This window comes from Escherichia sp. E2661 (assembly GCF_004745185.1).
Lineage (GTDB): Bacteria > Pseudomonadota > Gammaproteobacteria > Enterobacterales > Enterobacteriaceae > Escherichia.
In genome coordinates this window covers 104,165-128,459 of record NZ_PDIG01000026.1, presented here as the reverse complement: position 1 = coordinate 128,459, position 24,295 = coordinate 104,165, and the positions used below count along the sequence as shown (strand labels likewise).

Sequence of the window (24,295 nt, the reverse complement as noted above, 5' to 3'; positions counted from 1 at the left end):
ACGCAAAGAAAAACGGGGGCGCCAGAAGGTGCCCCGTTTTTTATTCTTACTTCAACACATAACCGTATAACCGTTTCATTCCATCCGCATCGGTTTCGCTATAGACACCTTGTAGCTCCGGCGAAAATCCCGGCAGCAAATTCACGCCTTCTTCCAGCGCAAGGAAATAACGCTGGACCGCTCCGCCCCACATTTCTCCTGGCACCACGCAAAGCACGCCAGGTGGATACGGCAGCGCGCCTTCCGCCGCAATTCGCCCTTCGGCATCACGAATGCGCACCAACTCCACTTCACCACGAATATAAGCGCTATGCGCGTCCTGGGGATTCATCACCACTGGCGGGAAGCTCTGCTGGCGGAACATCGCTTTTTGCAGGTCTTTGACGTCAAAACTGACATACAGATCATGCATCTCCTGACACAACTGGCGCAGGGTGTAGTCACGATAGCGCACCGGGTATTTGTTATAAACACTCGGCAACACTTCAGACAGCGGCGAGTCATCTTCAATATGTTGTTCAAACTGCACCAGCATCGCCACCAGCTGTGCCAGCTTCTCGTGGCTTTCCGCCGGAGTTAATAAGAACAGAATGGAGTTGAGATCGCACTTCTCCGGCACAATGCCGTTCTCACGCAGATAGTGCGCCAGAATCGTCGCTGGAACGCCAAAATCGCTATATTCGCCGGTTTCGGCATCGATACCCGGCGTGGTGAGTAACAGCTTGCACGGATCAACAAAATACTGATCAGCGGCATATCCTTCAAAGCCGTGCCACTTCGCCCCCGGCTCGAAACTGAAAAAACGGCGGTCGCTGGCTAACACTGATGTCGGATAATCCTGCCACAATTTGCCATCAACAACGGGCGGGATAAACGGGCGGAACAGCTTACAGCGCGCAAGAATCGCTTTCCGGGCTTCAATCCCTATCTCAACACACTCAGCCCACAGCCGACGCCCACTCTCCCCTTCATGAATTTTGGCGTTAACGTCCAGCGCGGCAAACAGCGGGTAAAACGGGCTGGTAGAGGCGTGCAGCATAAAAGCATTGTTCAACCGTTTATGCGGGCAAAAACGCGACTGTCCGCGGATATGGTTATCTTTTTTATGGATCTGCGACGTCTGTGAGAATCCCGCCTGCTGTTTGTGCACCGACTGAGTCACAAAGATCCCCGGATCGTTTTCGTTAAGTTCTAACAGCAGCGGCGAGCTATCTGCCATCATCGGGATAAACTGCTCGTACCCTACCCATGCAGAATCAAACAGAATGTAATCACACAGATGCCCAATGGTATCGATCACCTGGCGGGCGTGTAGATAGTGCCGTCATAGGTTCCCAACTGAATAATCGCCAGGCGGAACGGGCGCGGCAATTCGGCTTTTTCTGGCGCAACGTCTCGAATTTGCTGGCGCAGATACTCTTCATTAAAACAGTGCGCATCAATCCCGCCGATAAACCCGAATGGGTTGCGTGAGGCTTCCAGATACACCGGCGTCGCCCCCGCCTGAATCAGCGCACCGTGATGATTCGACTTATGGTTGTTACGGTCGAAGAGCACCAGATCACCACGCGTTAACAGCGCATTCGTCACCACTTTATTCGCTGCCGATGTGCCGTTCAGCACAAAATAGGTTTTATCGGCATGAAAGACTTTGGCGGCGAATTTCTGCGCATCCTTTGCGGAACCTTCATGAATAAGCAGATCGCCCAATTTTACGTCAGCGTTACACATATCGGCGCGAAAGACGTTCTCACCAAAGAAATCGTAAAAATGGCGTCCGGCAGGATGCTTTTTAAAGAACGCACCATGTTGATGCCCAGGACAAGCAAAGGTGCTATTGCCCATCTCAACGTACTGGGTCAGCGTGTCATAAAATGGCGGCAGCAAATTCTCTTCATACTGACAGGCTGCGGATTCCAGCTCCAGCCACTGCTGCTCATTGCCGTTGATGATAGCCGTAACGCCCGTGGGCAATTCAACCGCATCTTCAGAATACAAAAACACCGGCAGATGAAAACCGGTGCGCTTAAGTAACGCAAGGATGCCGCTACGACTATCCGCAGCGGTAATGACGACTGCCGCGACGTCCGTAAAATCAGTATCTTCCAGCGCCACCACGCGGCGATGGGTAGAAAGTCGGGAAACCAGTTCACCACTGGCGGCAATACTCATTGATTTCATAAGCGCAAAACCGTTTCGGGGAAGTAAAAATACCGGGCAAGGTGGAACCCCCTGCCCCATGAGATGTGGGTCAAACTGGTCATCAGCTCCGACCGCCAGACATCAGTAAAAGCAGAAACGCTCTGATTTTACTGTTGCCCTGCAGTGAGCATACGTTAACGTCACCGCATAAAAAGCAGCGTCACAGAACAGGAGACATTTCGCGCGAAACGGCGATAAGCGAAAGAATGTAAGGAGGCGGCGTGCATCAGGCAAGCTCCGTACAGGAAGGAGAAAATTCGCGCAATCATGGCACTTTTCGCTAACGCGTGCAAGCCAGGACTTTGCGACCAGACAAGCAATCGACGGGGCAAAAAGTTCATAATAAAAACATCAAACAACACAATTAACAGGAACTCTTGTGGTCATCGGCCCTTTTATCAACGCAAGTGCAGTATTACTGGGTGGCGCCCTCGGCGCACTGCTTAGCCAACGCTTACCGGAACACATCCGAGTCTCTATGACATCGATTTTTGGTCTGGCATCGCTGGGAATTGGTATTTTACTGGTGGTGAAATGTGCCAACCTTCCGGCGATGGTTTTAGCTACGCTACTCGGGGCATTAATCGGCGAAATTTGTCTGCTGGAAAAAGGCGTCAATACTGCGGTCGCTAAAGCGCAGAATCTGTTTCGTCACTCGAGCAAGAAATCTGCGCATGAATCTTTTATTCAGAATTTTGTCGCGATTATTGTCCTGTTTTGTGCCAGCGGCACCGGGATCTTCGGCGCGATGAATGAAGGGATGACAGGCGATCCGAGTATTTTAATCGCCAAGTCATTTCTTGATTTCTTTACAGCGATGATCTTCGCCTGTTCACTTGGCATTGCGGTATCGGTGATTAGTATTCCATTGCTCATCATCCAGTTAACGCTGGCGTGGGCTGCTGCGCTGATATTACCGCTGACCACACCGTCGATGATGGCGGACTTCAGCGCCGTAGGTGGTTTATTGCTGCTGGCAACCGGCTTACGCATCTGCGGCATAAAAATGTTCCCGGTGGTCAATATGCTTCCAGCCCTCCTTCTGGCAATGCCACTTTCCGCCGCCTGGACCACCTGGTTTGCCTGACATTACGAGCGATAACGGCAAACTGATGATAGATTGTGCAGTCTGCCGTAAATTGAAGAAATTTGATTGACGAGACGAGGCGAATCAGGTTTAATGCGCCCCGTTGCCCGGATAGCTCAGTCGGTAGAGCAGGGGATTGAAAATCCCCGTGTCCTTGGTTCGATTCCGAGTCCGGGCACCAAATTTATAAGGCCTCGCTGCAAAGCGGGGCTTTTTTCTTTTTCTGGCTACGGTAAATTTCAGATCGTTGCTACAGGTCATTCGTAATCGTTAACGCCTTTTAATTTCAAAGCATTCTGTCTAATGTCGGCATATCTGGCGATGAGCTGTTTCAGATGCATCTCTGCCTCAGCCCCTGCGGCAGGAGGAAGTGGTTGTCCCGCCGACGACTGTTCCAGTATCCGCAGTTGCTCTTCAGCCGGTATGGATTGATTAAAAGACTGTATCGTTGAAAACACCACTGACTTCAGCTCGCTGACCGTCATGTATTTCCCCTTATGCTCATCCAGTCCGTTCAGTCGTTCACTCAGTTTCTGTAGCGTAACCATTCCCTGATGCCAGCTATTCAAATTTTCTGTCGGCAACGCAGCGACATTAAATTGTTGCTGCCACTGCTGTATCAGGGGCTTTGCGCGCTCCGGCCATATCACCTGGGCCTGTTCGACAAGCTGCCTTTCCCGGGTTATGAGCCAGTCCGGCGGTAGCTTGTCCAGAAGCGTAAGCTGCTGTTGTGTTTGCGTAATTAAAGCTTGTGGCAACGGCGATTGCTGACGCAATAAATCCAATTGTTCAGGCGTGAGTACTGCGGGTAACGGTGCCAGAGAGGCAGTAAACTGGGTTTGTAACGGGTCCGGCCGATGCAAAAACTGCCACGTCCATAGTGTTGCTGCACCTATCACCAGCATGGTACACATCCCACCGACAAAAGATTTCCATTTTTTTACTGGCTCAGGTATTGCCGACAGTACCTCCACGTTCGGCTGCGTAACGTACACCCATTGCACTGCACTGTCTGGCGTCCGGATATCTTCAAACGAACGACCAGTATGGGAACCTGTTGTTATACCCACGTCATTCATGACCGGATCATGCGAAACGATACCCGACTGAATTGTCGCCCCTGTACAGATTGTGTCATCGCTGTTCTCCAGCCTGACAGCGTTGTTATGTATCAGGGTACGCAATGTATCCAGCTGACTGAGATGTCTGAGTTCCAGGCGCTGTAAAACTGCCCCCAAACGGGTAAGCAGTTGCTCTGCCCGATACAGTTGGCTAAGGTCGCTGTATTTCAGCGGGAGTGAGCGCATCCGTTGTTGCAAACGCTGGCTCAGATTACTGAGGATCTCAATCCGAACATGGACAGGCTGTGGCCAAAGCACGCCCCACTGATGGCTTATCAGAGCCTCCAGTATTGCCAACCCTTCATTCAGACCAAACAATCCGGCCAGCTGCGTACGGGCCAGCGTATACCAGGCCGCAGTCTGCAGCTCAACACCATTTTGCTCAAACAGTGAGAGACACAGTTTTTCGGCATAACGCCAGTTCACATCAGGACGTGCCGGATGCGTTAGCTTATTGAGTTCATCACACAAAGCGGCATAATCCGGTAGCCTTCGCGGGTCACCGCCGGTTTTGATTCTACGTGGGGTAATGTCATTCATGACCAGTTATCCATCTGACGTACTTGCGGTTATAGAAGATGATTGTTTATGCAGCTTCGTGTTCTGCATATTCAGGGCGTAGCAGAGACTGACGGGGTTAGGGAGAAACGCTAAAACCAGGCCTTAAATACGAGCTGCCGTGTCGAGATACTGCTGTTTCAGGTGTCTCAACAGGACTCGCCCTTCAGGCATAAATTCAGTGCCATAACGCACCAGACCAACATCTTTGAGTTCAGCGTCAATGGCATAGCACAGCTCGCCAGGGACTGCCTGTTCCAGCAGAACAACGGTTATTTTTTTCAGACGCGGCTCATATTTGAGCAGTACGGTAGATAACGTCCCCATCATTTCATGCGCCGTCCCCGGCATTCCCTGGAGAATTTTGGTCATATCCGGTAGACCATAGTCCGGCAGATGTGCCAGCGTGCCGGCACGACTGTTAAGAATGCGCTGCATATTGTCCAGTACTGAAAGGATTATCTGGTTCTGCTCGCTAACCTGATTCAGATCCAGACCTCCGGTAAAATTCCCAAACAGGGTTTCATATAGCGACGGACGCGGAGTGTCATTCATCTTTCAACGCCTTCAGAGTCAACCGTTCACTCCCTGCTTCAATGATTCTGGCTGAGTCCGGGTCAAGGTCGTCACGACTCAACACGATCCACCATGTGTTATTCACCTGATCCGGAGTGCCGGCCTTATCCAGGTCTAACATCGCTGCCCGGTCCGGATGATTGTGTGCAAACTCTTTCGCGGCTTCACGCAGGTAGCGCATTTCTGCGTCGTAATAACGCAGGGTTAAATCTTCCATAAAATAGTTACTCAAAATATAGGAAACAATGTTTTCTTCCCCAAAAGTGGAAGTTATCTCACCACTTCGCGAGTAGTCAGAGACATAGGTTCTATCTCCTCATTTAAAATCTCAAATTCAGTAGTTATTTTTCTGAATGACTGACCAGATAAAAAAATGTGAGAAAGTACCTTGCGATAAATTATGAGCCACGCTTATTCATCCTCCTTTTATCCAGCCAATAACTTTCTCTAACCACATAACACCGCGGCCCGCGCCGGATCGAGCTGAATCAGCCCGCCTAGCAATTTTTCCATAGCAGGCCCGAGGCGAATCTTGTCAGCCTCACTGCGACTGGCTTTCAGTCTGAGGAGTTTCAGATGACGGGCCTGTACCTCAAACAGCAGCTCGGGTTCCCAGTCGCTAAGGGCCACTTCTCTGGCACGCTCACCCAGCTCTGCAAACAGGTGCACCGCGAGCTCATTTTTTCCGTACTGTTCTGCAATACGCCCCATTAGCAGGCGCAGCAGCCACTGCTGCCGCGCAGTGGCGATGCCTGGTCGATGCTGTAACCAGCTCAGTGCCGCATCCGGGCTTTCGCTGTCCGCCAGCGCCACGGCTTCCGACTCCAGAGCCAGAATGTCGTCATTCACTTCGGCCATACGGGCGGAAGGCGTTTCTTTGCCCCACCCAGCGGTGGTATCCAGTACGCTCTGCTGGATCCAGTTCAGCGTCACTTCATCAGCAAACGGCGTACCGTCACTGAATGCCAGCGTCTCCAGCCCGGATAGCCGGGTCAGTAGCCCCTTCAGATCAGCGGCAATAATGTCAGCCACTATCTCCTTACCGGACTTCGTCAGCGCCTGGTGGATATACCATTGCAGATCCAGCCACAGGTGGTTAGCACCGCGGGAAAAAGTACTGTCTGCCGTTTCCAGAATTTCAGCCCAGTTTTGCTGCAGGTACAGACGTTTGAGCAGCGCTCGCTGGTCTGCTCTTGGGGGTTCGATGCGAGTTCGCCCCTGTGCATCTGGAGCCGGAATAGCCTGCAGGGTATCGTGACGCAGACTTTTCATCAGATGGTGCGCCGACAACCAACCGTCGGGCTGTTCGCGCAGGTATTCGCTGAGAGTGCGCGCCTGCGCCAGCAAATCCTGACCGGAAGTGATTCTCCCGATAGCAGGGGCATCGCTGTGGCTCGCCGTGGAAAGTGTCTCAGTAGTACTGGCGTTCTGCGGTACAACTGCATCCACACCGCCCGCTTTCTGCAGGCGGTTTTCCAGCGCACCATACAGCGCGTTAAGTTCTGGGCGGGTTTCATCCGGCTCATTTTCAGTGAGCTGCGCTATCAGCAGCAGCGCGCCGATGGTACGCAGCGCATCTTCCCTGACCACTTCCGGATACAGTGAAAGAGAATCCGTCATGCGTGAACCTGCCAGCCACTCCAGTGCTGCCTTACGGCTGCGGTTGCGCTGTGGATGCAGTTGCACACCGAAGCGGTCTATCAGACCCGCCAGCAGTTCGAGCCCCTCTGCCAGCCCCTGCTCGCCTTCACGATGCAACCTGGCCCAGCAGTAATACGTCGCCACACGAATGTCTTTAGCAGTGGTGGTGAGCACTTTCTCCGCCAACTGGCAGATAAGCTCAGTATCCGCCCCGGAAAGTTTGTTGACCTCCTCGCGCATTTGCTGGAAGCCATCGTCATAACCTGGGTCATCTCCCACTGATGACTCTCCGGGTAACGGCTGCAGCCAATTGTTCCACTGCGCCACTCGCTCACGGGTCGCGTCAAGGAGTGTTGTCGGCTCTGTCTGACAGGCGCTAACCAGGGCATTTAACGTGCTCATCAATTGACCTCCGCTGCATCACGGTTCGTGCTGGCGACCGGGTCTGTCACTGCCACTTTCGCCGTACTGAAGATGGTACCTGTCAGACTCATAAGGTTCCTTCAGTCATATTTAAACTCCAGCACAACCCCTTCTTCATCATTCCACCCCAGTGTCAACGACGCTGGCTTTTGTTTCGCCGCCATATGAACCAGCAATTGCTGACTCAGCACCGGCAGAATTTGTTGGTTGAGTAAGCTGTCGACATTGCGCGCCCCGGTGTCCGGTAACAGGCAGGCTGCGGTCAGCGCGTCGTACAGACTTTCGTCAATCAGCGTGGTCAGGCCGTAGTGGCGCTGTAAGCGCTGGCTGACCTGGGAGAGTTTCATCTCCACAATCGTGTGCATGGCTGCTTCTGCCAGCGGACGGTAAATCACGGTCTGGAAACGGGCGAGCAACGCGGGCTGGAAGTGGTCGCGCAGTGTCGGGCGCAGCAGTTCGTGCAGGTCTGCCTCGGTGGCTTCCGGTTGTTCGTTCAGCAACTGCATCAGGTGGTCGCTACCAAGGTTGGAGGTCATCAAAATAACGGTATTACGGAAGTCGATTTCTCGCCCTTCGCCGTCGCGCATAAAACCACGATCGAATACCTGATAGAACAGATTCATCACGTCACGGTGCGCTTTTTCGACTTCATCGAGCAGCACCACACTGTACGGACGCTTACGTACGGCTTCAGTAAGAATGCCGCCCTGGCCGTAGCCGACGTAACCAGGTGGAGAACCTTTCAGCTGGGAAACTGTGTGTGGTTCCTGGTATTCCGACAGGTTAATGGTAATCAGCGATTTTTCGCCACCGTACAGCGCATCCGCCAGCGCCAGCGCGGTTTCAGTTTTTCCTACACCGCTTGGACCAACCAGCAGGAATACACCCTGTGGACCGTTCTCAGAGGTGAGGCCAGTTTTAGCGGCGCGCAGGCGCCGGGCGATGGCTTCAAGCGCAATATTCTGACCGACTACACGTTTACCGATTTCATTTTCCAGGGTAAGCAGTTCAGTCTGTTCGTCTTTCATCAGCGAAGAAAGCGGCACGCCGGTCCAGTCGGCAATCACTGTTGCAACAGTGCGCACATCCACATCCACCGACAACAACGGATTGCCCTGCTGTAAACCGTTCAGCTCCTGTTGTAGGGCATGCGTTTCGCTCTGACGGGAAATGTCCTGGCGGCTTTCCCGTAGTTGTTCAGTAAGTTTCAGTTCCTGGCCGTACTGGGTTTCAAGTTCGTGGAGTTCAACGATGACGTTTTTCTCTTCCTGTTCGATTGCCGTCAAGCGTTCACCGTGGTTTTGATTACCGACGGTAATATCTTCCTGTAGCGCTTGTCTCTCCATTTCAAGAGAGGTAATCCGGGAACGGATACGGGTCAACTGTTCGGGTACGGTGTCGAGACTCATACGCACGCGAGCGCTTGCAGTGTCGAGCAGGTCAACGGCTTTGTCCGGGAGTTGACGGCCTGTCAGATAACGTCGGGATAACGTAACGACAGCGCACACCGCATCATCAGTGATGTGCACATTATGATGTTCGGCATAACGGGATTTCAGGCCACGCAACATCAGACAAGCCGTGTCGTCGTCCGGTTCGTCAACTTTCACCATCTGGAAGCGGCGTTCGAGTGCGGCATCGCGCTCAAAGTATTGTTTATACTCAGACCAGGTCGTCGCGGCGATGGTACGTAACTCACCGCGCGCCAGGGCTGGCTTCAGCAGATTGGCAGCATCAGCACCACCCGCCTGGTTACCTGCGCCGATGATGGTATGGGCCTCATCGATAAACAGCAAGACAGGTACCGGAGACTGCTGTACAGCATTAATCACGTTTTTCAGGCGCTGCTCAAATTCCCCCTTCACTCCCGCCCCCGCCTGCAGCAGCCCGAGGTCAAGGGTGCGTAGCACCACCGGTTTGAGGGATTCAGGGACATTACCGTCAGAGATTCTGAGCGCCAGACCTTCTACCAGTGCGGTTTTCCCGACACCTGGCTCACCGACCAGGATTGGGTTATTTTTTCGGCGACGAGAAAGAATGTCCACCATCTGGCGGATTTCACTATCGCGGCCAAATACCGGATCAATTTTGCCTTCACGCGCCTGGGCGGTGACGTCATGGGTGAATTTATCCAGCGCATTCTGCAGCGCCGGACTCAGTTCCCCATCTTTCATCTCACTCCCGACTGGACGCCCGATAAACTCCACGTCCCCACCATGGCTCCCCGTAATTTCGGCTTCCTGCTGTACTTGCGCACGCTCGTCTGACTGAGCATCCAGTAGCGGGCGCAGGCACTCTAACTGGCTCTGTCCCAGAGTCAGCAATGGCCACAGACCATCGCAGCGCACCAGCTTCTGTTTAGCCACCAGCGCCATCAGCAGGTGGTGACTTCGAATCTGTTCTTCTCCCGCCAGAGAGGCAATCAGCCAGGCTTGTTGCATCAATACCTGGATATTTTCTGAAAGCTGCGGGCGATGGCGCACCGAGCGCGGTTGTTTGTCGAGCCAGGCAAGTAAATCTTGCCAGAGAGTGTCCATGTCCCACTCGTAGCGGCGTGCCAGCACTGTGAGACTCCCCCTCGCCCTGCTCAAGAAGTTTCAGCAGCCAGTGCTCTGGCAAAATTTCCGCATGCGCGCGAATCTGACAGAGTGAAGCCGCGCCTTCCATCGCACGGGCGCAATAAGGATTCAGACGTCGCAGCAAAATGGCTGGATTTTCCATGAATATCTCTCTTTGTCGGTTTCTGAACACACTACCGCCCCTCGCTGTTTTCCGTGAGGAAGACCAAAGCGCATACGGTCGTGCTGACAGATTGTGGAGTTTTTGCTGAAAGCCCGTTGGCTTCAGACGTTCAGCAAAAACAAAAAACGGACAGAGAAACTCTGTCCGCTCGTGGCTTAGGCGGTGGCGCGTTCGTTCCAGGAATCGGAATGAATGATGTTGCCGTCTTTGTAGGTCCAGGTGATTTTTTCGTAACGCAGTTCAATGCGCTCAAGGTGGTTGTGCTTCTCTTTAGAAGGATCCTTGATGTCATACATTTCAGGATTCACCTTCACCACTTTCACGTTCTCAAGTTTGGTGTTGAAGTACTCCACTTCCTGGCCTGCGTCGTTGATTTTGTACCACTTGAATTCGGCAGACTTGAGGGTCTGACCGGTGGTCACTGCCTTATACAAGTACGGACTGGAGGAGTCGATTTCCTTGGTGAACAGGAACGGGGTATGGATACGGGTGCCGGTCAGTTTGCCTGTGTTGTTATCAGTCGGGATGTACAGGTTGTGTTCCTGAGCCACGACTTCGATGCTGCCTTCACGATCCTGAACGTCCACAGACCCTTTGATGTCCGCGCCGCCATCGTCCTTCAGCCAAAGATAAACAGGTATTGCCATGGAATTACTCTCCATTATGTTGTGATGCGCCATCATCCTGCGATGACGCCAGGGTGTGTCCAGGTATCTGACAGGCATTAGCCTGCGGTACCAGACTGATTTCGACACGGCGGTTGAGCGCACGGCCCTCCGGGGTGTCATTGGTTGCGATCGGACGGCTTTCGCCATAGCCCTGTACCGCAAAACAGCTTTCCGGTACGTCACCGGTTTCATGCATCCAGCCGCGCACCGCTTCGGCACGTTTCTGAGAAAGCGTCTGGTTTAGTTGTGCGTTCCCGGTGTTATCCGTGTGGCCAGCGACCACAATCAACCAGCCCGGTTTTGCTCTGACTCCCACCAGTGAATTAACCAACATTTTGGTGGACCCGGCCTTCAGCACCGATTTGCCGGAATCAAATAGCGACATACTGTCGAGGCGGATAATCTTCTGCCCCGGGACGATTTTTGGGATAACAGGTGAAGAGAACGACGGTGGTGCCAGGTCATCCATGACGGCTTCAATAACAGGTACAAGACGCAGCCCCTGATACAGTCCGAGGCGATAACGCACAGGCTCACCGCGACGATGCCAATCATCCAGCAGTGCGTCATCAGCGCGCAGACGCTGCTGGGCCTGGAGTTAGGTTCTGCCTGTGTGTCAGTAAGATGGTGGTATAAGGCAAGGTGGTCGCCGACATTGCGACGGATAAATCACAAACCGGAGGAAGATTATCCGCCAGGTCGGTATCAACGATCGTGCCATCCTGGAAACGTACCACCAGACAGGTAGCATTTAGCCGTGACAGCGCCAGGGCGGCGGTGTCAAATTCAGCATTCACCACGCCCCAGGGATGGGAAATCCCCATCCTTGCAACGGTATCGGCAACGTGCGCATTCCAGCGGGCCTGCTGCTGGAACTGTTGCGGGGCCAGCGCAGCCCCGTCCTCCCAAAGTGGGCGAAAAATTTTCATCCTTGATTTCCCCTCGCCTTACGACTTGGCTTTTGGCATCTGGGAAACCAGTGATAGGTTGATGTCCATCCCTTCCACCTGGAAGTGGGGGATAGCAAAGAGTTTCACGCGGAAGAAGCCTGGGTTATCCCCGATATCTTCCACCAGCACTTTCGCGTCACGCAGCGGGTGAGAAGCCTGCAAGTCATCGCCCGGATCGGTCATTTCTGTCACAAGACCACGAACCCAGGTATTAAGCTCCAGTTCCAGCAGACGACGATCCTTGGTTGTACCAATGTTTTCCCGTTGAATCAGCTTCAGGTAATGAGCGATTCGCGACAGCAGGAAGATGTACGGCAAACGCGCATTGATGCGGCTATTAGCAGTGGCATCAGCAGTGTCGTAGAGCGCAGGTTTTTGCGTGGAGTTCGCCGAGAAGAAACAGGCATAATCGCGGTTTTTGTAGTACGACAGGGGAATAAATCCAAGATTTGCGAATTCAAATTCGCGGGTTTCCGGGATCATCACCTCTGACGGAATTTTTACCTGATTACCCGTGCCGAGATCATACAGATGAATGGGCAAGTCCTGCACTGCACCACCGGCCTGTGGGCCACGGATTTGCACGCACCAGCCGTTGTTGATGAAGCTTTTCACCATGTTGGCCGCAAAAGCGAAGGAGGCATTGGTCCACAGGTATTTATCGTGATCCGGGCCTTTTACTTCTTCAACATAGTTAAAACTACGTACCGGTACTGTGTCCGGGCCATACGGCAAACGGCCCAGCACGCGAGGCATGACCAGCCCCATGTATCGGGAGTCATCCGTATCCCTGAAACTTTTCCATTTAATGTACTCGGCGCGGTCAAAGTAGTTACCAATATCTTTGATGGCCGCGACCTCTTCCATTGACTCTTTCAGGAAAAATTTCGGCCCCGCAGAACCGATAAAGGGCATATGTGCCGCAGCAGACACTTTTGACAAATTACGCATCAGCGCCACGTCCTGCGCAGAAGCATCAAACTCGTAAGAGGAAATCAGCGCGGCAATCGGCTCGCCGCCCGGCGTGTCATATTCATCGATGTATGTGTGTTTGTACAAACCACTCTGGATAATTTCCGGGCTATCTTCAAAATCCTGACGCAGGTCTTCTTTAGAGATATCCAGCAGTTCAACTTTCACGTTCTGGCGGAAATCGGTTTTATCAACCAACGATTTCACGCCCCGCCACAGGCTTTCTACCGCCTGAAAGGCCTCGTGATGCATAACTGCATCAAGTTGACGACTTATCTGGTAATCCAGTTCAGCGATATGGTGGTCAATCAAATTTTTGTCGAGCTTTTCAACTTTAGAGCCGGATTTAGTCAGACATTCCAGGAACACTTGCATCCCGGCCGTTAAACGTTCATCCGCGGTCGCATCTGACATCGCCTGTGCATCCTGCCAGATATCCAGTGCACTCAACTCTGAGACTGGACTCAGATTAATTTTTTCAAACAGGGACGCATAAACTCCACTTGCCACAGGACGTTCAAGGACCACACTCTCGCCAGCAGTGGCATTCTCATTATTTACAGACATCAACATATTCCTTATTAATCCATTAAATCGTCATGATCGTTATGGCTGTTTTGGGGCCAGGGCTGAGAGTTCGGCTCTGAGTTCTGCGCTTAATGCCGGGTCCAGCAGAATATTTTCCAGTTCTTTGCGGAAAGCCTGGTTATCCAGAAGATTTGCTTTTAAATCACGAAGTAAATTACGCATGGAAAGCATGGCCTTCAGTTGCGGTATTTGCCGGGAGACTTGTTCCGGGGAAAAATCCTTTATACTGCGGAATGTCAGTTTGATGCTTTCTTCGCTATCGTCATCAGCAAGCGTATTTTTAACGATAAGATTTACTTTTGGGGAATAATCAAAAAGGACTGCATCAAAGTTATTTTTGTTAAGATTAACTTTTTTACGCTCTGATAATGGCGCGGATTCCTGACCATTACTAAAATCACCCGCAATAAGTAACTTAAGGGGTAATTCCATTTTTTTGCTTGCGCCACCTGTATGCAGTTCTAATTTTAGATTAATACGGGCCTTCGGGATCTCCCGCTGGAAGCTGTCACTCATAGTTCCCTCACGTAATTCAGTTAAAGTCAAATTAACAACAATATTTCCTTAACCGGATACTAGGGCAATATCAATTCCAAAAAAACAATATAGATCAATAAATTGAATATAAAAAACAATAAGAAATCTGCCAAAAAACAAGAATAACTTTAGACATATCAAGCAATTAAAAAAACGACTTTATACATGTTCTGAATTATATTTTCATTACGTAACTACATTATTTTTTATACCCTAACCCAGATTGTACAAAGTGCGAAATGCTGACTTATTATATAACAACATTCTTCATGATCCTCAGGCGGCAGCCCTGAGTGTTTTTGCGATGTAATATCGAAGTAATTCGTTTGTATATAAAATCCATCACTATAGTAAACCGTGAATATTCACCATGCACTGGCATTTCCTCTTTGTACGCTCCAGCTTAAAGTCAAACCAGTTTCTATTAGGTTAAATACCGTAGAAAGAAGATTTACTTATTAATATTTTTATTTCAGGTAATCAGAATTTTGCATTTTTGCATCCAGAAGCACCTTCAGGAATACTCTGATTAAGCATAAACATTGATGCAGCGCAGCAAATTATTTATTTTCACCACTTATATTCACATAGACATTGTAATTGCACAGTAAAAGTAGGTACTTATGCGTAATGGAGTATTTCGGATTAGTAAGTATTTGGTTGTTATTACTGCGATATCCTGTATGTATACCGGATTTGCATTTGCAACGAACGTCACATTGAACTCTGTCCAGGTAAAACATCTGAATAGCGTTATCAATCGTGAGGTAAAAGGGAAGAATGACCGTAATTTTGTCAATAACAACTGGACTGAAGCTCAGCGCGTAGCCGAATTTATTTGCCGACCGCTCGCAATAAAAGAGCTGCAGAAGCAGTACCCCGACGTAGATAAGGTTATTTTCGATCAGGGAAAACATAATATGCAGCGACTGATCTCACCTGCACTACTGACAGGCAATGGCCAGTACCGTAGGGGGATTAGCTGGACGCCGTTTCACTACGAATGTCAACTGTCAGTAAAAACCGGGGAAGCAACAGGATTCAGGCTGACGAGAAACAGAGTCCTGACCATGGCTCCTGGGCCAGTTATCCGATCTGAAGGAGCCAACCAGTGAAAAATATACTTACGGCATTTCTCATCATTACGTTGCCTGCTTTCTCTGTCACGGCAGCCAGTTTTGACTGTCGGCTGGCCCGCAGTGCGGATGAAAAAGCGATTTGTGCATCGCGTACCCTCAATGACATGGATGTGGAGATGAGCGTTAAATACAAATTTCTCCATGGGCTTTACGCAATGGGTGCCGCCGGGGAACTAAAAGAATCACAGGCACAGTGGCTGACAGAACGACGCCGTTGTGGCAGTGATAAACCCTGCCTGAGAGAAATATACAGAAAGCGCTTAACAACGTTGAACCATCTTTATGACGCGATTAACAAACCACTCTGAATCCAGAGTGGGCTCGTTGGTTGTTGGAAGTGCCTTCATGCGAGGCACTTCCTTATCAGTCTGCACAGTTATTGGTTAGCGAATGATAATCCCCGCCATTATTTTTTAATTTAATAATAGTTTCCACGGAAAATATATACGGTGATAAATGCGTCTCTGTTTGATTTAAAAACATATTTATCGCCATAAATAATCAAGCGCAAAACTATCATGCTAGTCAATATTCACCGCAAAAAATTTGTCATTCTCTTCTGCTTTACAGGGGGATTGTCAATCTGTTTATTATATTCAACTTAAATAGTTAATCACAAAATATCATCGCCATTACTGACGTGTTTTATTTATTGATAACAGTGACATACGTTCTTTTTTTTATAAGCAAACAATCAATCGCTAAATTGTTTTTCGACTTAATAGTTAATCGCGAAACATTTTAATGATTGATAAAAATCCTAAATTCCTTGTTCATAATGTAGGGGTGTGTTAAATAGGTGGGCAAAATTTGGTTCCCCCTTCTCGCCTGTAATATTGCAGCATCTTCGCACTTCCACGAGACATTGCGACTTAATAAGAAGGTGATAAGCCCTACATAAGCACATGGGCTGACCATGGTTTTATATTCATTAAAACACTTTGTTATAACCAATTGATTTAATATCAATAATTTATTGTTGGTTCGGGTTTGTTGTGACTATGGCATTATTTCCGAGCAAAGGAGTTGATATGTCTGAAAGACATTTCCCTGATGACCAGAGCAGTACTATCGATCCATATTTAATTACCTCGATTTGCCAGACTCTGGCAGAACAAGGTGCTGCATTACAAAATTTGTCCAAACAGCTGGATTCCACTCAGTACCAACGTGCTCTTGAATTGATAATTAATTGTAAAGGACACGTTATTCTTTCGGGAATGGGTAAATCAGGGCATGTTGGTCGAAAAATGTCTGCGACTCTGGCCTCTACGGGTACGCCGAGTTTCTTTATTCATCCCGCAGAAGCTTTCCATGGCGATCTGGGCATGATTACGCCTTATGATCTTCTGATCCTTATTTCTGCCAGCGGCGAAACAGATGAAATCCTCAAGCTCGTCCCGTCACTGAAGAATTTCGGCAACCGAATTATCGCCATTACCAATAATGGAAATTCCACGCTGGCGAAAAATGCCGATGCCGTGCTGGAACTCCACATGGCGAATGAAACCTGCCCGAATAATCTTGCACCAACAACGTCCACCACGCTGACCATGGCGATCGGCGATGCGTTGGCGATTGCCATGATCCACCAACGCAAATTTATGCCGAATGATTTTGCACGCTATCACCCGGGCGGTTCATTAGGCCGTCGCCTGCTGACCCGCGTTGCGGATGTCATGCAGCATGATGTCCCTTCGGTTCATCTGGATGCGCCCTTTAAAACGGTGATTCAACGTATCACCAGCGGTTGCCAGGGAATGGTGATGGTAGAAGACGCAGAAGGCGAGCTGGCGGGCATTATCACCGACGGTGACCTGCGTCGCTTTATGGAAAAAGAAGATTCTCTGACATCCGCCACGGCGGCGCAGATGATGACGCGTGAACCGCTGACGTTGCCAGAAGAAACCATGATCATCGAAGCGGAAGAAAAGATGCAAAAACACCGCGTCTCGACGTTATTGGTGACCAATAAGGCGAACAAAGTTACTGGTCTTGTGCGCATTTTCGACTAATTAAGCAACAGGGCGCGAGAGTTAAGTCTCTCATTGAATTTGCGCCCCACTGAAACTCTGATAATCGTTACATGTTGATAAAAGTGAAGTCAGCCGTATCCTGGATGCGTGCTCGTTTGTCTGCCATCTCACTGGCAGATATCCAAAAACACCTGGCGAAAATCATCATTCTGGCACCGATGGCGGTGCTGCTGATCTATCTGGCTATCTTCAGCCAACCTCGCTATATGAGCGAGTCGAAAGTTGCCATTAAACGCTCAGATGATTTAAACAGCGGCAGCTTAAATTTTGGTCTGCTGTTGGGTGCCTCTAACCCGAGTTCCGCAGAGGATGCGTTATATCTGAAAGAGTACATCAACTCTCCAGATATGCTGGCAGCGTTAGATAAGCAACTGAATTTTCGCGAAGCGTTTAGCCACAGCGGGCTCGATTTTCTTAATCATCTTAGCAAGGATGAAACCGCAGAAGGCTTCCTGAAGTACTACAAGGACCGTATCAACGTTTCGTATGACGATAAAACCGGATTGCTCAATATTCAGACGCAGGGCTTTAGCCCGGAGTTTGCGCTTAAGTTTAACCAGACCGTGCTGAAAGAGTCAGAGCGCTTTATCAATGAGATGTCACATCGCATTGCGCGTGACCAGCTTGCCTTTGCGGAAACGGAAATGGAAAAGGCACGCCAGCGTCTGGACGCCAGCAAAGCGGAACTGCTCTCTTATCAGGACAACAACAACGTTCTGGATCCGCAGGCACAGGCACAGGCAGCGAGCACGTTAGTGAATACGCTGATGGGCCAGAAGATCCAGATGGAAGCGGACCTGCGGAACTTGCTGACGTATCTGCGCGAGGACGCCCCGCAAGTTGTGAGTGCGCGTAATGCGATTCAGTCATTGCAGGCACAAATCGATGAAGAAAAAAGCAAAATCACAGCGCCACAGGGTGACAAGCTAAACCGTATGGCGGTGGATTTTGAGGAAATCAAATCAAAAGTAGAGTTCAACACCGAGCTCTACAAACTGACGCTGACCTCCATTGAAAAGACCCGTGTAGAAGCGGCTCGTAAGCTCAAGGTGCTGTCTGTGATCAGTTCGCCACAGTTGCCGCAGGAATCCTCTTTTCCAAACATCCCTTATTTGATCGCCTGTTGGTTACTGGTGTGCTGCCTGCTGTTCGGCACCCTGAAACTGTTGCTGGCTGTTATTGAAGATCACCGAGATTAACGCTGTCGCTGAATGAGTTTGTGATGAAATTATTTAAATCAATTTTACTGATTGCCGCCTGTCACGCGGCGCAGGCCAGCGCGGCCATTGATATTAACGCTGACCCAAACCTGACAGGAGCCGCACCACTGCCCGGTATTCTGAGCGGACAAAAGTCGGATACGCAAAACATGAGCGGCTTCGACAATACCCCACCGCCAGCACCGCCGGTGGTGATGAGCCGTATGTTTGGTGCTCAACTTTTCAACGGCACCAGCGCGGATAGCGGTGCGACGGTAGGATTCAACCCTGACTATATTCTGAATCCGGGCGATAGCATTCAGGTTCGCTTGTGGGGTGCGTTCACCTTTGATGGTGCGTTACAGGTTGATCCCAAAGGTAATATTTTCCTGCCGAACGTTGGTCCGGTGAAAGTTGCTGGCGTCAGTAATAGTCAGTTAAATACCCTGGTCACATCCAAAGTGAAGGAAGTGTACCAGTCCAACGTCAACGTCTACGCCTCCTTATTACAGGCGCAGCCAGTAAAAGTGTACGTGACCGGATTTGTGCGTAATCCTGGTCTGTATGGCGGTGTGACGTCTGATTCGTTACTCAATTATCTGATCAAGGCTGGCGGCGTTGATCCAGAGCGCGGAAGTTACGTTGATATTGTGGTCAAGCGCGGTAACCGCGTGCGCTCCAACGTCAACCTGTACGACTTCCTGCTGAACGGCAAACTGGGGCTTTCGCAGTTCGCCGATGGTGACACCATCATCGTCGGGCCTCGTCAACATACGTTCAGCGTCCAGGGCGATGTCTTTAACAGCTACGACTTTGAGTTCCGCGAAAGCAGCATTCCCGTAACGGAAGCGTTGAGCTGGGCGCGCCCTAAGCCTGGCGCGACTCACATTACGATTATGCGTAAACAGGGACTGCAAAAACGTAGCGAATACTATCCGATAAGCTCAGCGCCAGGCCGTATGTTGCAAAATGGCGATACCTTAATCGTCAGCACTGACCGCTATGCCGGCACCATTCAGGTGCGGGTTGAAGGCGCGCACTCTGGTGAACATGCCATGGTGCTGCCTTATGGCTCCACCATGCGTGCGGTTCTGGAAAAAGTCCGCCCGAACAGCATGTCGCAGATGAACGCGGTTCAGCTTTATCGCCCATCAGTGGCCCAGCGGCAGAAAGAGATGCTGAATCTCTCGCTGCAAAAGCTGGAGGAAGCATCTCTTTCCGCCCAGTCCTCCACCAAAGAAGAAGCCAGCCTGCGAATGCAGGAAGCGCAACTGATCAGCCGCTTTGTGGCGAAAGCGCGCACCGTGGTTCCGAAAGGTGAAGTGATCCTCAACGAGTCCAATATTGATTCTGTTCTGCTTGAAGATGGCGACGTCATCAATATTCCGGAGAAAACATCGCTGGTTATGGTTCATGGCGAGGTGCTGTTCCCGAACGCGGTGAGCTGGCAGAAGGGAATGACCACCGAGGATTACATCGAGAAATGCGGTGGCCTGACGCAAAAATCGGGTAACGCCAGAATTATCGTCATTCGTCAGAACGGTGCTGCCGTCAACGCTGAAGATGTGGATTCACTCAAGCCGGGCGATGAGATTATGGTTCTGCCGAAATATGAATCGAAAAACATTGAAGTTACCCGTGGTATTTCCACCATCCTCTATCAGCTGGCGGTGGGTGCAAAAGTGATTCTGTCGTTGTAAGGAATTGAAATGAGCAAAGCAGTTATTGTCATTCCGGCCCGCTACGGCTCCTCGCGCCTGCCGGGTAAGCCACTGCTCGATATTGTTGGCAAACCGATGATCCAGCATGTTTACGAGCGTGCGTTACAGGTGGCGGGCGTTGCGGAAGTTTGGGTGGCAACAGACGACCCGCGCGTTGAACAGGCCGTGCAGGCGTTTGGCGGGAAAGCCATCATGACGCGCAACGATCATGAATCCGGCACCGATCGGCTGGTCGAGGTAATGCATACGGTGGAAGCAGATATCTACATTAACCTGCAGGGCGATGAACCAATGATTCGCCCGCGGGATGTAGAAACGCTGCTGCAAGGAATGCGTGATGACCCCGCGTTGCCAGTGGCAACGCTATGCCACGCGATTTCTGCCGAAGAAGCAACAGAGCCAAGCACGGTAAAAGTGGTGGTAAATACCCGCCAGGATGCACTTTATTTCAGCCGTTCGCCGATTCCGTATCCGCGTAATGCTGAAAAAGCGCGCTACCTGAAACACGTCGGTATTTACGCTTATCGTCGCGATGTGCTGCAAAACTACAGTCAATTGCCAGAGTCCATGCCGGAGCAGGCGGAATCACTGGAGCAGCTACGGTTGATGAACGCGGGGATCAACATTCGCACATTTGAGGTTGCCGCAACCGGTCCGGGCGTTGACACCCCGGCATGCCTTGAAAAGGTGCGCGCTCTGATGGCGCAGGAACTGGCCGAAAACGCATGATTGGCATTTACTCGTCTGGCATCTGGCGTATTCCACATCTGGAGAAATTTCTGGCGCAACCGTGCCAGAAACTTTCTCTGCTGCGTCCTGTTCCGCAAAACGTCGATGCTATCGCCGTGTGGGGGCATCGCCCCAGCGCGGCGAAACCAGTCGCCATCGCCAAAGCTGCGGGAAAACCCATCATTCGTCTGGAAGATGGATTTGTGCGTTCGCTGGATCTTGGCGTCAATGGCGCACCGCCGCTTTCTCTGGTGGTGGATGACTCCGGCATTTACTACGATGCCAGCAAGCCTTCGGCGCTGGAGAAACTGGTACAGGATAAAGCCGGAAATGCGGCATTGGCTGATCAGGCCAGAGAAGCGATGCACACCATCGTGACCGATGATTTGTCGAAATATAATCTGGCGCCTGCGTTTGTGGCTGATGAATCAGAACATTCAGACATCGTTCTGGTTGTCGATCAGACATTTAATGATATGTCAGTGACGTATGGTAATGCTGGCCCGCATGAGTTTGCTGCCATGCTTGAAGCCGCGATGGCGGAAAATCCTCAAGCCGAAATTTGGGTGAAGGTGCACCCAGATGTACTTGAAGGAAAGAAAACAGGTTATTTCGCCGATCTGCGCGCCACGCAACGAGTACGTTTGATTGCCGAGAATGTCAGCCCGCAGTCGCTGTTGCGACACGTTTCCCGGGTATACGTCGTGACCTCCCAATACGGCTTTGAAGCCTTGCTGGCAGGAAAACCAGTGACATGTTTCGGTCAGCCCTGGTATGCAGGCTGGGGCTTAACCGACGATCGCCATCCGCAGTCCGCTTTGTTATCCGCTCGACGCGGTTCTGCCACGCTGGAAGAACTTTTTGCCGCAGCATACCTGCGTTACTGTCGCTATATCGACCCGCTCACCGGGGCCACAAGCGATCTGTTTACCGTACTGCAATGGCTGCAATTACAGCGCAGCCATCAGCAACAGCGTAATGGCTATTTGTGGGCGCCAGGCTTAACGCTGTGGAAGTCGGCGATCCTGAAACCTTTCTTGCGAACAGCGACAAACCGACTGAGTTTTACACGTCGCTGTACTGCCGCCACCGCTTGCGTGGTATGGGGTGTAAAAGGAGAACAGCAATGGCAGGCCGAAGCGCAGCGAAAATCACTGCCATTATGGCGAATGGAAGATGGTTTTCTGCGTTCATCCGGACTTGGCTCTGACCTTTTGCCGCCGCTATCGTTGGTGCTAGATAAACGCGGGATCTACTATGACGCCACGCGCCCCAGCGACCTGGAAGTACTGCTTAATCACAGCCAGTTAACGCTGGCGCAGCAGATGCGAGCTGAAAAATTACGCCAGCGGCTGGTTGAAAGCAAACTGAGTAAATACAACCTGGGGGCCGATTTCTCTCTGCCTGCCGAGTCCAAAGGTAAAAAAATCATCCTGGTACCGGGTCAGGTAGAGGACGATGCATCTATTAAAACAGGCACTGTCTCGATTAAGAGCAACCTTGAGTTATTGCGCACAGTACGCGAGCGTAATCCGCGCGCCTACATTATTTATAAACCGCACCCGGATGTACTGGTGGGAAATCGCAAGGGCAATATTCCGGCTAAATTGATCTCTGAACTTGCCAATTATCAGGCTCTGGACGCAGATATTATTCAATGCATTCAGCGCGCAGATGAAGTGCACACCATGACATCATTGTCCGGGTTTGAAGCGTTATTACATGGCAAGCAAGTTCATTGTTACGGCATGCCCTTCTATGCCGGTTGGGGGTTAACCGTTGATGAACATCACTGCCCGCGCCGCGAGCGCAGATTAACGCTAGCAGACTTGATCTATCAGGCGTTGATTGTTTATCCAACCTATATCCACCCAACACGGCTACAACCTATTACGGTTGAAGAAGCTGCGGAATATTTAATCCAGACGCCGCGCAAGCCGATGTTTATTACCCGAAAAAAAGCGGGGCGGGTAATACGCTATTACCGCAAATTAATTATGTTCTGCAAGGTCAGATTTGGCTAAACAATTTCATAGTTGACTATTACGCAAATTATTTATGCAAGACAACGCACTAACCATTTTATTATCGGGTAAAAAATATCTGCTTTTGCAGGGACCGATGGGACCTTTTTTCAATGACGTCGCCGAATGGTTAGAGTCATTAGGCCGTAACGCTGTGAATGTTGTCTTCAACGGTGGGGATCGTTTTTACTGCCGCCATCGACAATATCTGGCTTACTATCAAACGCCGAAAGAGTTTCCTGGTTGGTTGCGAGATCTCCACCGACAATATGACTTTGACACCATCCTCTGCTTTGGTGACTGCCGCCCATTGCACAAAGAAGCCAAACGGTGGGCAACGTCGAAAGGTATCCGCTTTCTGGCATTTGAGGAAGGATATTTACGTCCGCAATTTATAACCGTTGAAGAAGGCGGAGTGAACGCATATTCATCGCTACCGCGCGATCCGGATTTTTATCGTAAGTTACCAGATATGCCTGCGCCGCACGTTGAGAACTTAAAACCTTCAACGATGAAACGTATAGGTCATGCGATGTGGTATTACCTGATGGGCTGGCATTACCGTCGTGAGTTTCCTCGCTACCGCCACCACAAATCGTTTTCCCCCTGGTATGAGGCTCGTTGCTGGGTTCGTGCGTACTGGCGCAAGCAACTTTACAAGGTAACACAGCGTAAGGTATTGCCGAGGTTAACGAATGAGCTGGATCAGCGTTATTATCTTGCCGTTTTGCAGGTGTATAACGATAGCCAGATTCGTAACCACAGCAATTATAACGATGTGCGTGACTATATTAATGAAGTCATGTACTCATTTTCGCGTAAAGCGCCGAAAGAGAGTTATTTGGTGATCAAACATCATCCGATGGATCGTGGTCACAGACTCTATCGACCATTAATTAAGCGGTTGAGTAAGGAATATGGCTTAGGTGAGCGAGTCATATACGTGCACGATCTCCCGATGCCGGAATTATTACGCCACGCAAAAGCGGTGGTGACGATTAACAGTACGGCGGGGATCTCTGCACTGATTCATAACAAACCACTCAAAGTGATGGGCAATGCCCTGTACGACATCAAAGGATTGACGTATCAAGGGCATTTGCACCAGTTCTGGCAGGCCGATTTTAAACCGGATATGAAACTGTTTAAGAAGTTTCGAGGGTATTTATTGGTTAAGACGCAGGTTAATGGGGTTTATTATGGGGAGATGATTTTTAACAAGATAAAACTGGATAAATATTTTCAGAGCTTGTCGTGTCAAGTATGAAATATAATAATAAACAACACAAAACAATTATTAAAATGATGCCATTTTAATGTTACAAATATAAACAACAACCATCCACAAGCCAAGTTAAAAATCCAAGATGTAATTTTGTTAT

The 24,295-nt window shown here is 50.4% G+C and carries 14 protein-coding genes, 1 tRNA gene and 6 pseudogenes; 9 read left to right on the top strand and 12 right to left on the bottom strand.

Annotated features, from left to right (window positions below; all coding sequences use genetic code 11):
* Positions 1 to 46: 46 nt before the first annotated feature.
* A pseudogene (gene speC, locus CRI63_RS13785) lies at positions 47 to 2,181 on the bottom strand (ornithine decarboxylase).
* 400 nt (positions 2,182 to 2,581) lie between these two features.
* Here speC and CRI63_RS13780 point away from each other — a divergent pair.
* Together CRI63_RS13780 and CRI63_RS13775 are read left to right on the top strand one after the other, a co-directional pair.
* Positions 2,582 to 3,289: a DUF554 domain-containing protein gene (locus CRI63_RS13780; RefSeq protein WP_130207927.1), complete on the top strand. Its 708-nt coding sequence runs from the start codon at positions 2,582 to 2,584 to the stop codon at positions 3,287 to 3,289.
* Between the two features lie 105 nt (positions 3,290 to 3,394).
* Positions 3,395 to 3,470, top strand: a tRNA-Phe gene (locus CRI63_RS13775).
* Between the two features lie 76 nt (positions 3,471 to 3,546).
* Here CRI63_RS13775 and CRI63_RS13770 read toward each other — a convergent pair.
* The 11 genes and pseudogenes from CRI63_RS13770 to tssB form a co-directional block, all read right to left on the bottom strand.
* On the bottom strand, positions 3,547 to 4,950 hold the full coding sequence (locus CRI63_RS13770; protein ID WP_135519823.1) for a VasL domain-containing protein: 1,404 nt from the start codon (positions 4,948 to 4,950) through the stop codon (positions 3,547 to 3,549).
* A gap of 123 nt (positions 4,951 to 5,073) precedes the next feature.
* Complete coding sequence (tssE, locus tag CRI63_RS13765) at positions 5,074 to 5,523, bottom strand: type VI secretion system baseplate subunit TssE (RefSeq protein ID WP_130207931.1); 450 nt, start codon at positions 5,521 to 5,523, stop codon at positions 5,074 to 5,076.
* A pseudogene (locus tag CRI63_RS24835) lies at positions 5,516 to 5,641 on the bottom strand (type VI secretion system lipoprotein TssJ); the annotation flags it as partial. The pseudogene CRI63_RS24835 and the gene tssE, both read right to left, overlap by 8 nt.
* Positions 5,633 to 5,761 (bottom strand): annotated as a pseudogene (locus CRI63_RS24095) (type VI secretion system baseplate subunit TssF); the annotation flags it as partial. The pseudogenes CRI63_RS24095 and CRI63_RS24835, both read right to left, overlap by 9 nt.
* 230 nt (positions 5,762 to 5,991) lie before the next feature.
* On the bottom strand, positions 5,992 to 7,587 hold the full coding sequence (tssA, locus tag CRI63_RS13755; RefSeq protein WP_135519819.1) for a type VI secretion system protein TssA: 1,596 nt from the start codon (positions 7,585 to 7,587) through the stop codon (positions 5,992 to 5,994).
* A 101-nt stretch (positions 7,588 to 7,688) separates the two neighbouring features.
* Positions 7,689 to 10,329: pseudogene (tssH, locus tag CRI63_RS13750) on the bottom strand (type VI secretion system ATPase TssH).
* A 176-nt stretch (positions 10,330 to 10,505) separates the two neighbouring features.
* Positions 10,506 to 10,997 (bottom strand): type VI secretion system effector Hcp, encoded by a 492-nt coding sequence (gene hcp / locus CRI63_RS13745; RefSeq protein ID WP_024558534.1) that lies wholly within the window; start codon positions 10,995 to 10,997, stop codon positions 10,506 to 10,508.
* 4 nt (positions 10,998 to 11,001) lie between these two features.
* Positions 11,002 to 11,678, bottom strand: a pseudogene (locus CRI63_RS13740) (OmpA family protein); the annotation flags it as partial.
* Positions 11,679 to 11,680: 2 nt separating this feature from the next.
* Positions 11,681 to 11,947: pseudogene (gene tssK / locus CRI63_RS13735) on the bottom strand (type VI secretion system baseplate subunit TssK); the annotation flags it as partial.
* A gap of 18 nt (positions 11,948 to 11,965) precedes the next feature.
* Complete coding sequence (tssC, locus tag CRI63_RS13730) at positions 11,966 to 13,513, bottom strand: type VI secretion system contractile sheath large subunit (RefSeq protein WP_130207939.1); 1,548 nt, start codon at positions 13,511 to 13,513, stop codon at positions 11,966 to 11,968.
* Positions 13,514 to 13,546: 33 nt separating this feature from the next.
* On the bottom strand, positions 13,547 to 14,044 hold the full coding sequence (tssB, locus tag CRI63_RS13725) for a type VI secretion system contractile sheath small subunit (protein ID WP_135403996.1): 498 nt from the start codon (positions 14,042 to 14,044) through the stop codon (positions 13,547 to 13,549).
* A 1,132-nt stretch (positions 14,045 to 15,176) separates the two neighbouring features.
* Here tssB and CRI63_RS13715 point away from each other — a divergent pair.
* The 7 genes from CRI63_RS13715 (at position 15,177) to CRI63_RS13685 (ending at position 24,180) form a co-directional block, all read left to right on the top strand.
* Positions 15,177 to 15,512 (top strand): lysozyme inhibitor LprI family protein, encoded by a 336-nt coding sequence (locus CRI63_RS13715; protein WP_130207945.1) that lies wholly within the window; start codon positions 15,177 to 15,179, stop codon positions 15,510 to 15,512.
* A gap of 723 nt (positions 15,513 to 16,235) precedes the next feature.
* On the top strand, positions 16,236 to 17,219 hold the full coding sequence (locus CRI63_RS13710) for a KpsF/GutQ family sugar-phosphate isomerase (RefSeq protein WP_135403993.1): 984 nt from the start codon (positions 16,236 to 16,238) through the stop codon (positions 17,217 to 17,219).
* Between the two features lie 71 nt (positions 17,220 to 17,290).
* Positions 17,291 to 18,439 carry a capsule polysaccharide export inner-membrane protein KpsE gene (locus CRI63_RS13705; protein WP_000905920.1) on the top strand — a complete coding sequence of 383 codons (1,149 nt, stop codon included), beginning with the start codon at positions 17,291 to 17,293 and terminating at the stop codon, positions 18,437 to 18,439.
* A 23-nt stretch (positions 18,440 to 18,462) separates the two neighbouring features.
* On the top strand, positions 18,463 to 20,139 hold the full coding sequence (locus tag CRI63_RS13700) for a polysaccharide biosynthesis/export family protein (RefSeq protein ID WP_032226219.1): 1,677 nt from the start codon (positions 18,463 to 18,465) through the stop codon (positions 20,137 to 20,139).
* A 9-nt stretch (positions 20,140 to 20,148) separates the two neighbouring features.
* Entirely contained in the window at positions 20,149 to 20,889 is a 741-nt protein-coding gene (gene kdsB, locus CRI63_RS13695; RefSeq protein ID WP_135519817.1) for a 3-deoxy-manno-octulosonate cytidylyltransferase, read from the top strand.
* On the top strand, positions 20,886 to 22,913 hold the full coding sequence (locus CRI63_RS13690) for a capsular polysaccharide biosynthesis protein (RefSeq protein WP_135519815.1): 2,028 nt from the start codon (positions 20,886 to 20,888) through the stop codon (positions 22,911 to 22,913). The genes kdsB and CRI63_RS13690 overlap by 4 nt, the downstream gene beginning before the upstream one ends.
* Before the next feature lie 34 nt (positions 22,914 to 22,947).
* Positions 22,948 to 24,180 carry a capsular biosynthesis protein gene (locus CRI63_RS13685; protein ID WP_135519813.1) on the top strand — a complete coding sequence of 411 codons (1,233 nt, stop codon included), beginning with the start codon at positions 22,948 to 22,950 and terminating at the stop codon, positions 24,178 to 24,180.
* Positions 24,181 to 24,295: the final 115 nt, after the last annotated feature.

What these genes read in the sequence shown, in the direction of transcription:
- CRI63_RS13770 (WP_135519823.1), bottom strand. Translation starts at nt 4,950, where the DNA reads ATGAATGACATTACCCCACGTAGAATCAAAACCGGCGGTGACCCGCGA.
- tssE (WP_130207931.1), bottom strand. Translation starts at nt 5,523, where the DNA reads ATGAATGACACTCCGCGTCCGTCGCTATATGAAACCCTGTTTGGGAAT.
- tssA (WP_135519819.1), bottom strand. Translation starts at nt 7,587, where the DNA reads ATGAGCACGTTAAATGCCCTGGTTAGCGCCTGTCAGACAGAGCCGACA.
- hcp (WP_024558534.1), bottom strand. Translation starts at nt 10,997, where the DNA reads ATGGCAATACCTGTTTATCTTTGGCTGAAGGACGATGGCGGCGCGGAC.
- tssC (WP_130207939.1), bottom strand. Translation starts at nt 13,513, where the DNA reads ATGTTGATGTCTGTAAATAATGAGAATGCCACTGCTGGCGAGAGTGTG.
- tssB (WP_135403996.1), bottom strand. Translation starts at nt 14,044, where the DNA reads ATGAGTGACAGCTTCCAGCGGGAGATCCCGAAGGCCCGTATTAATCTA.
- CRI63_RS13710 (WP_135403993.1), top strand. Translation starts at nt 16,236, where the DNA reads ATGTCTGAAAGACATTTCCCTGATGACCAGAGCAGTACTATCGATCCA.
- CRI63_RS13705 (WP_000905920.1), top strand. Translation starts at nt 17,291, where the DNA reads ATGTTGATAAAAGTGAAGTCAGCCGTATCCTGGATGCGTGCTCGTTTG.
- CRI63_RS13700 (WP_032226219.1), top strand. Translation starts at nt 18,463, where the DNA reads ATGAAATTATTTAAATCAATTTTACTGATTGCCGCCTGTCACGCGGCG.
- kdsB (WP_135519817.1), top strand. Translation starts at nt 20,149, where the DNA reads ATGAGCAAAGCAGTTATTGTCATTCCGGCCCGCTACGGCTCCTCGCGC.
- CRI63_RS13690 (WP_135519815.1), top strand. Translation starts at nt 20,886, where the DNA reads ATGATTGGCATTTACTCGTCTGGCATCTGGCGTATTCCACATCTGGAG.
- CRI63_RS13685 (WP_135519813.1), top strand. Translation starts at nt 22,948, where the DNA reads ATGCAAGACAACGCACTAACCATTTTATTATCGGGTAAAAAATATCTG.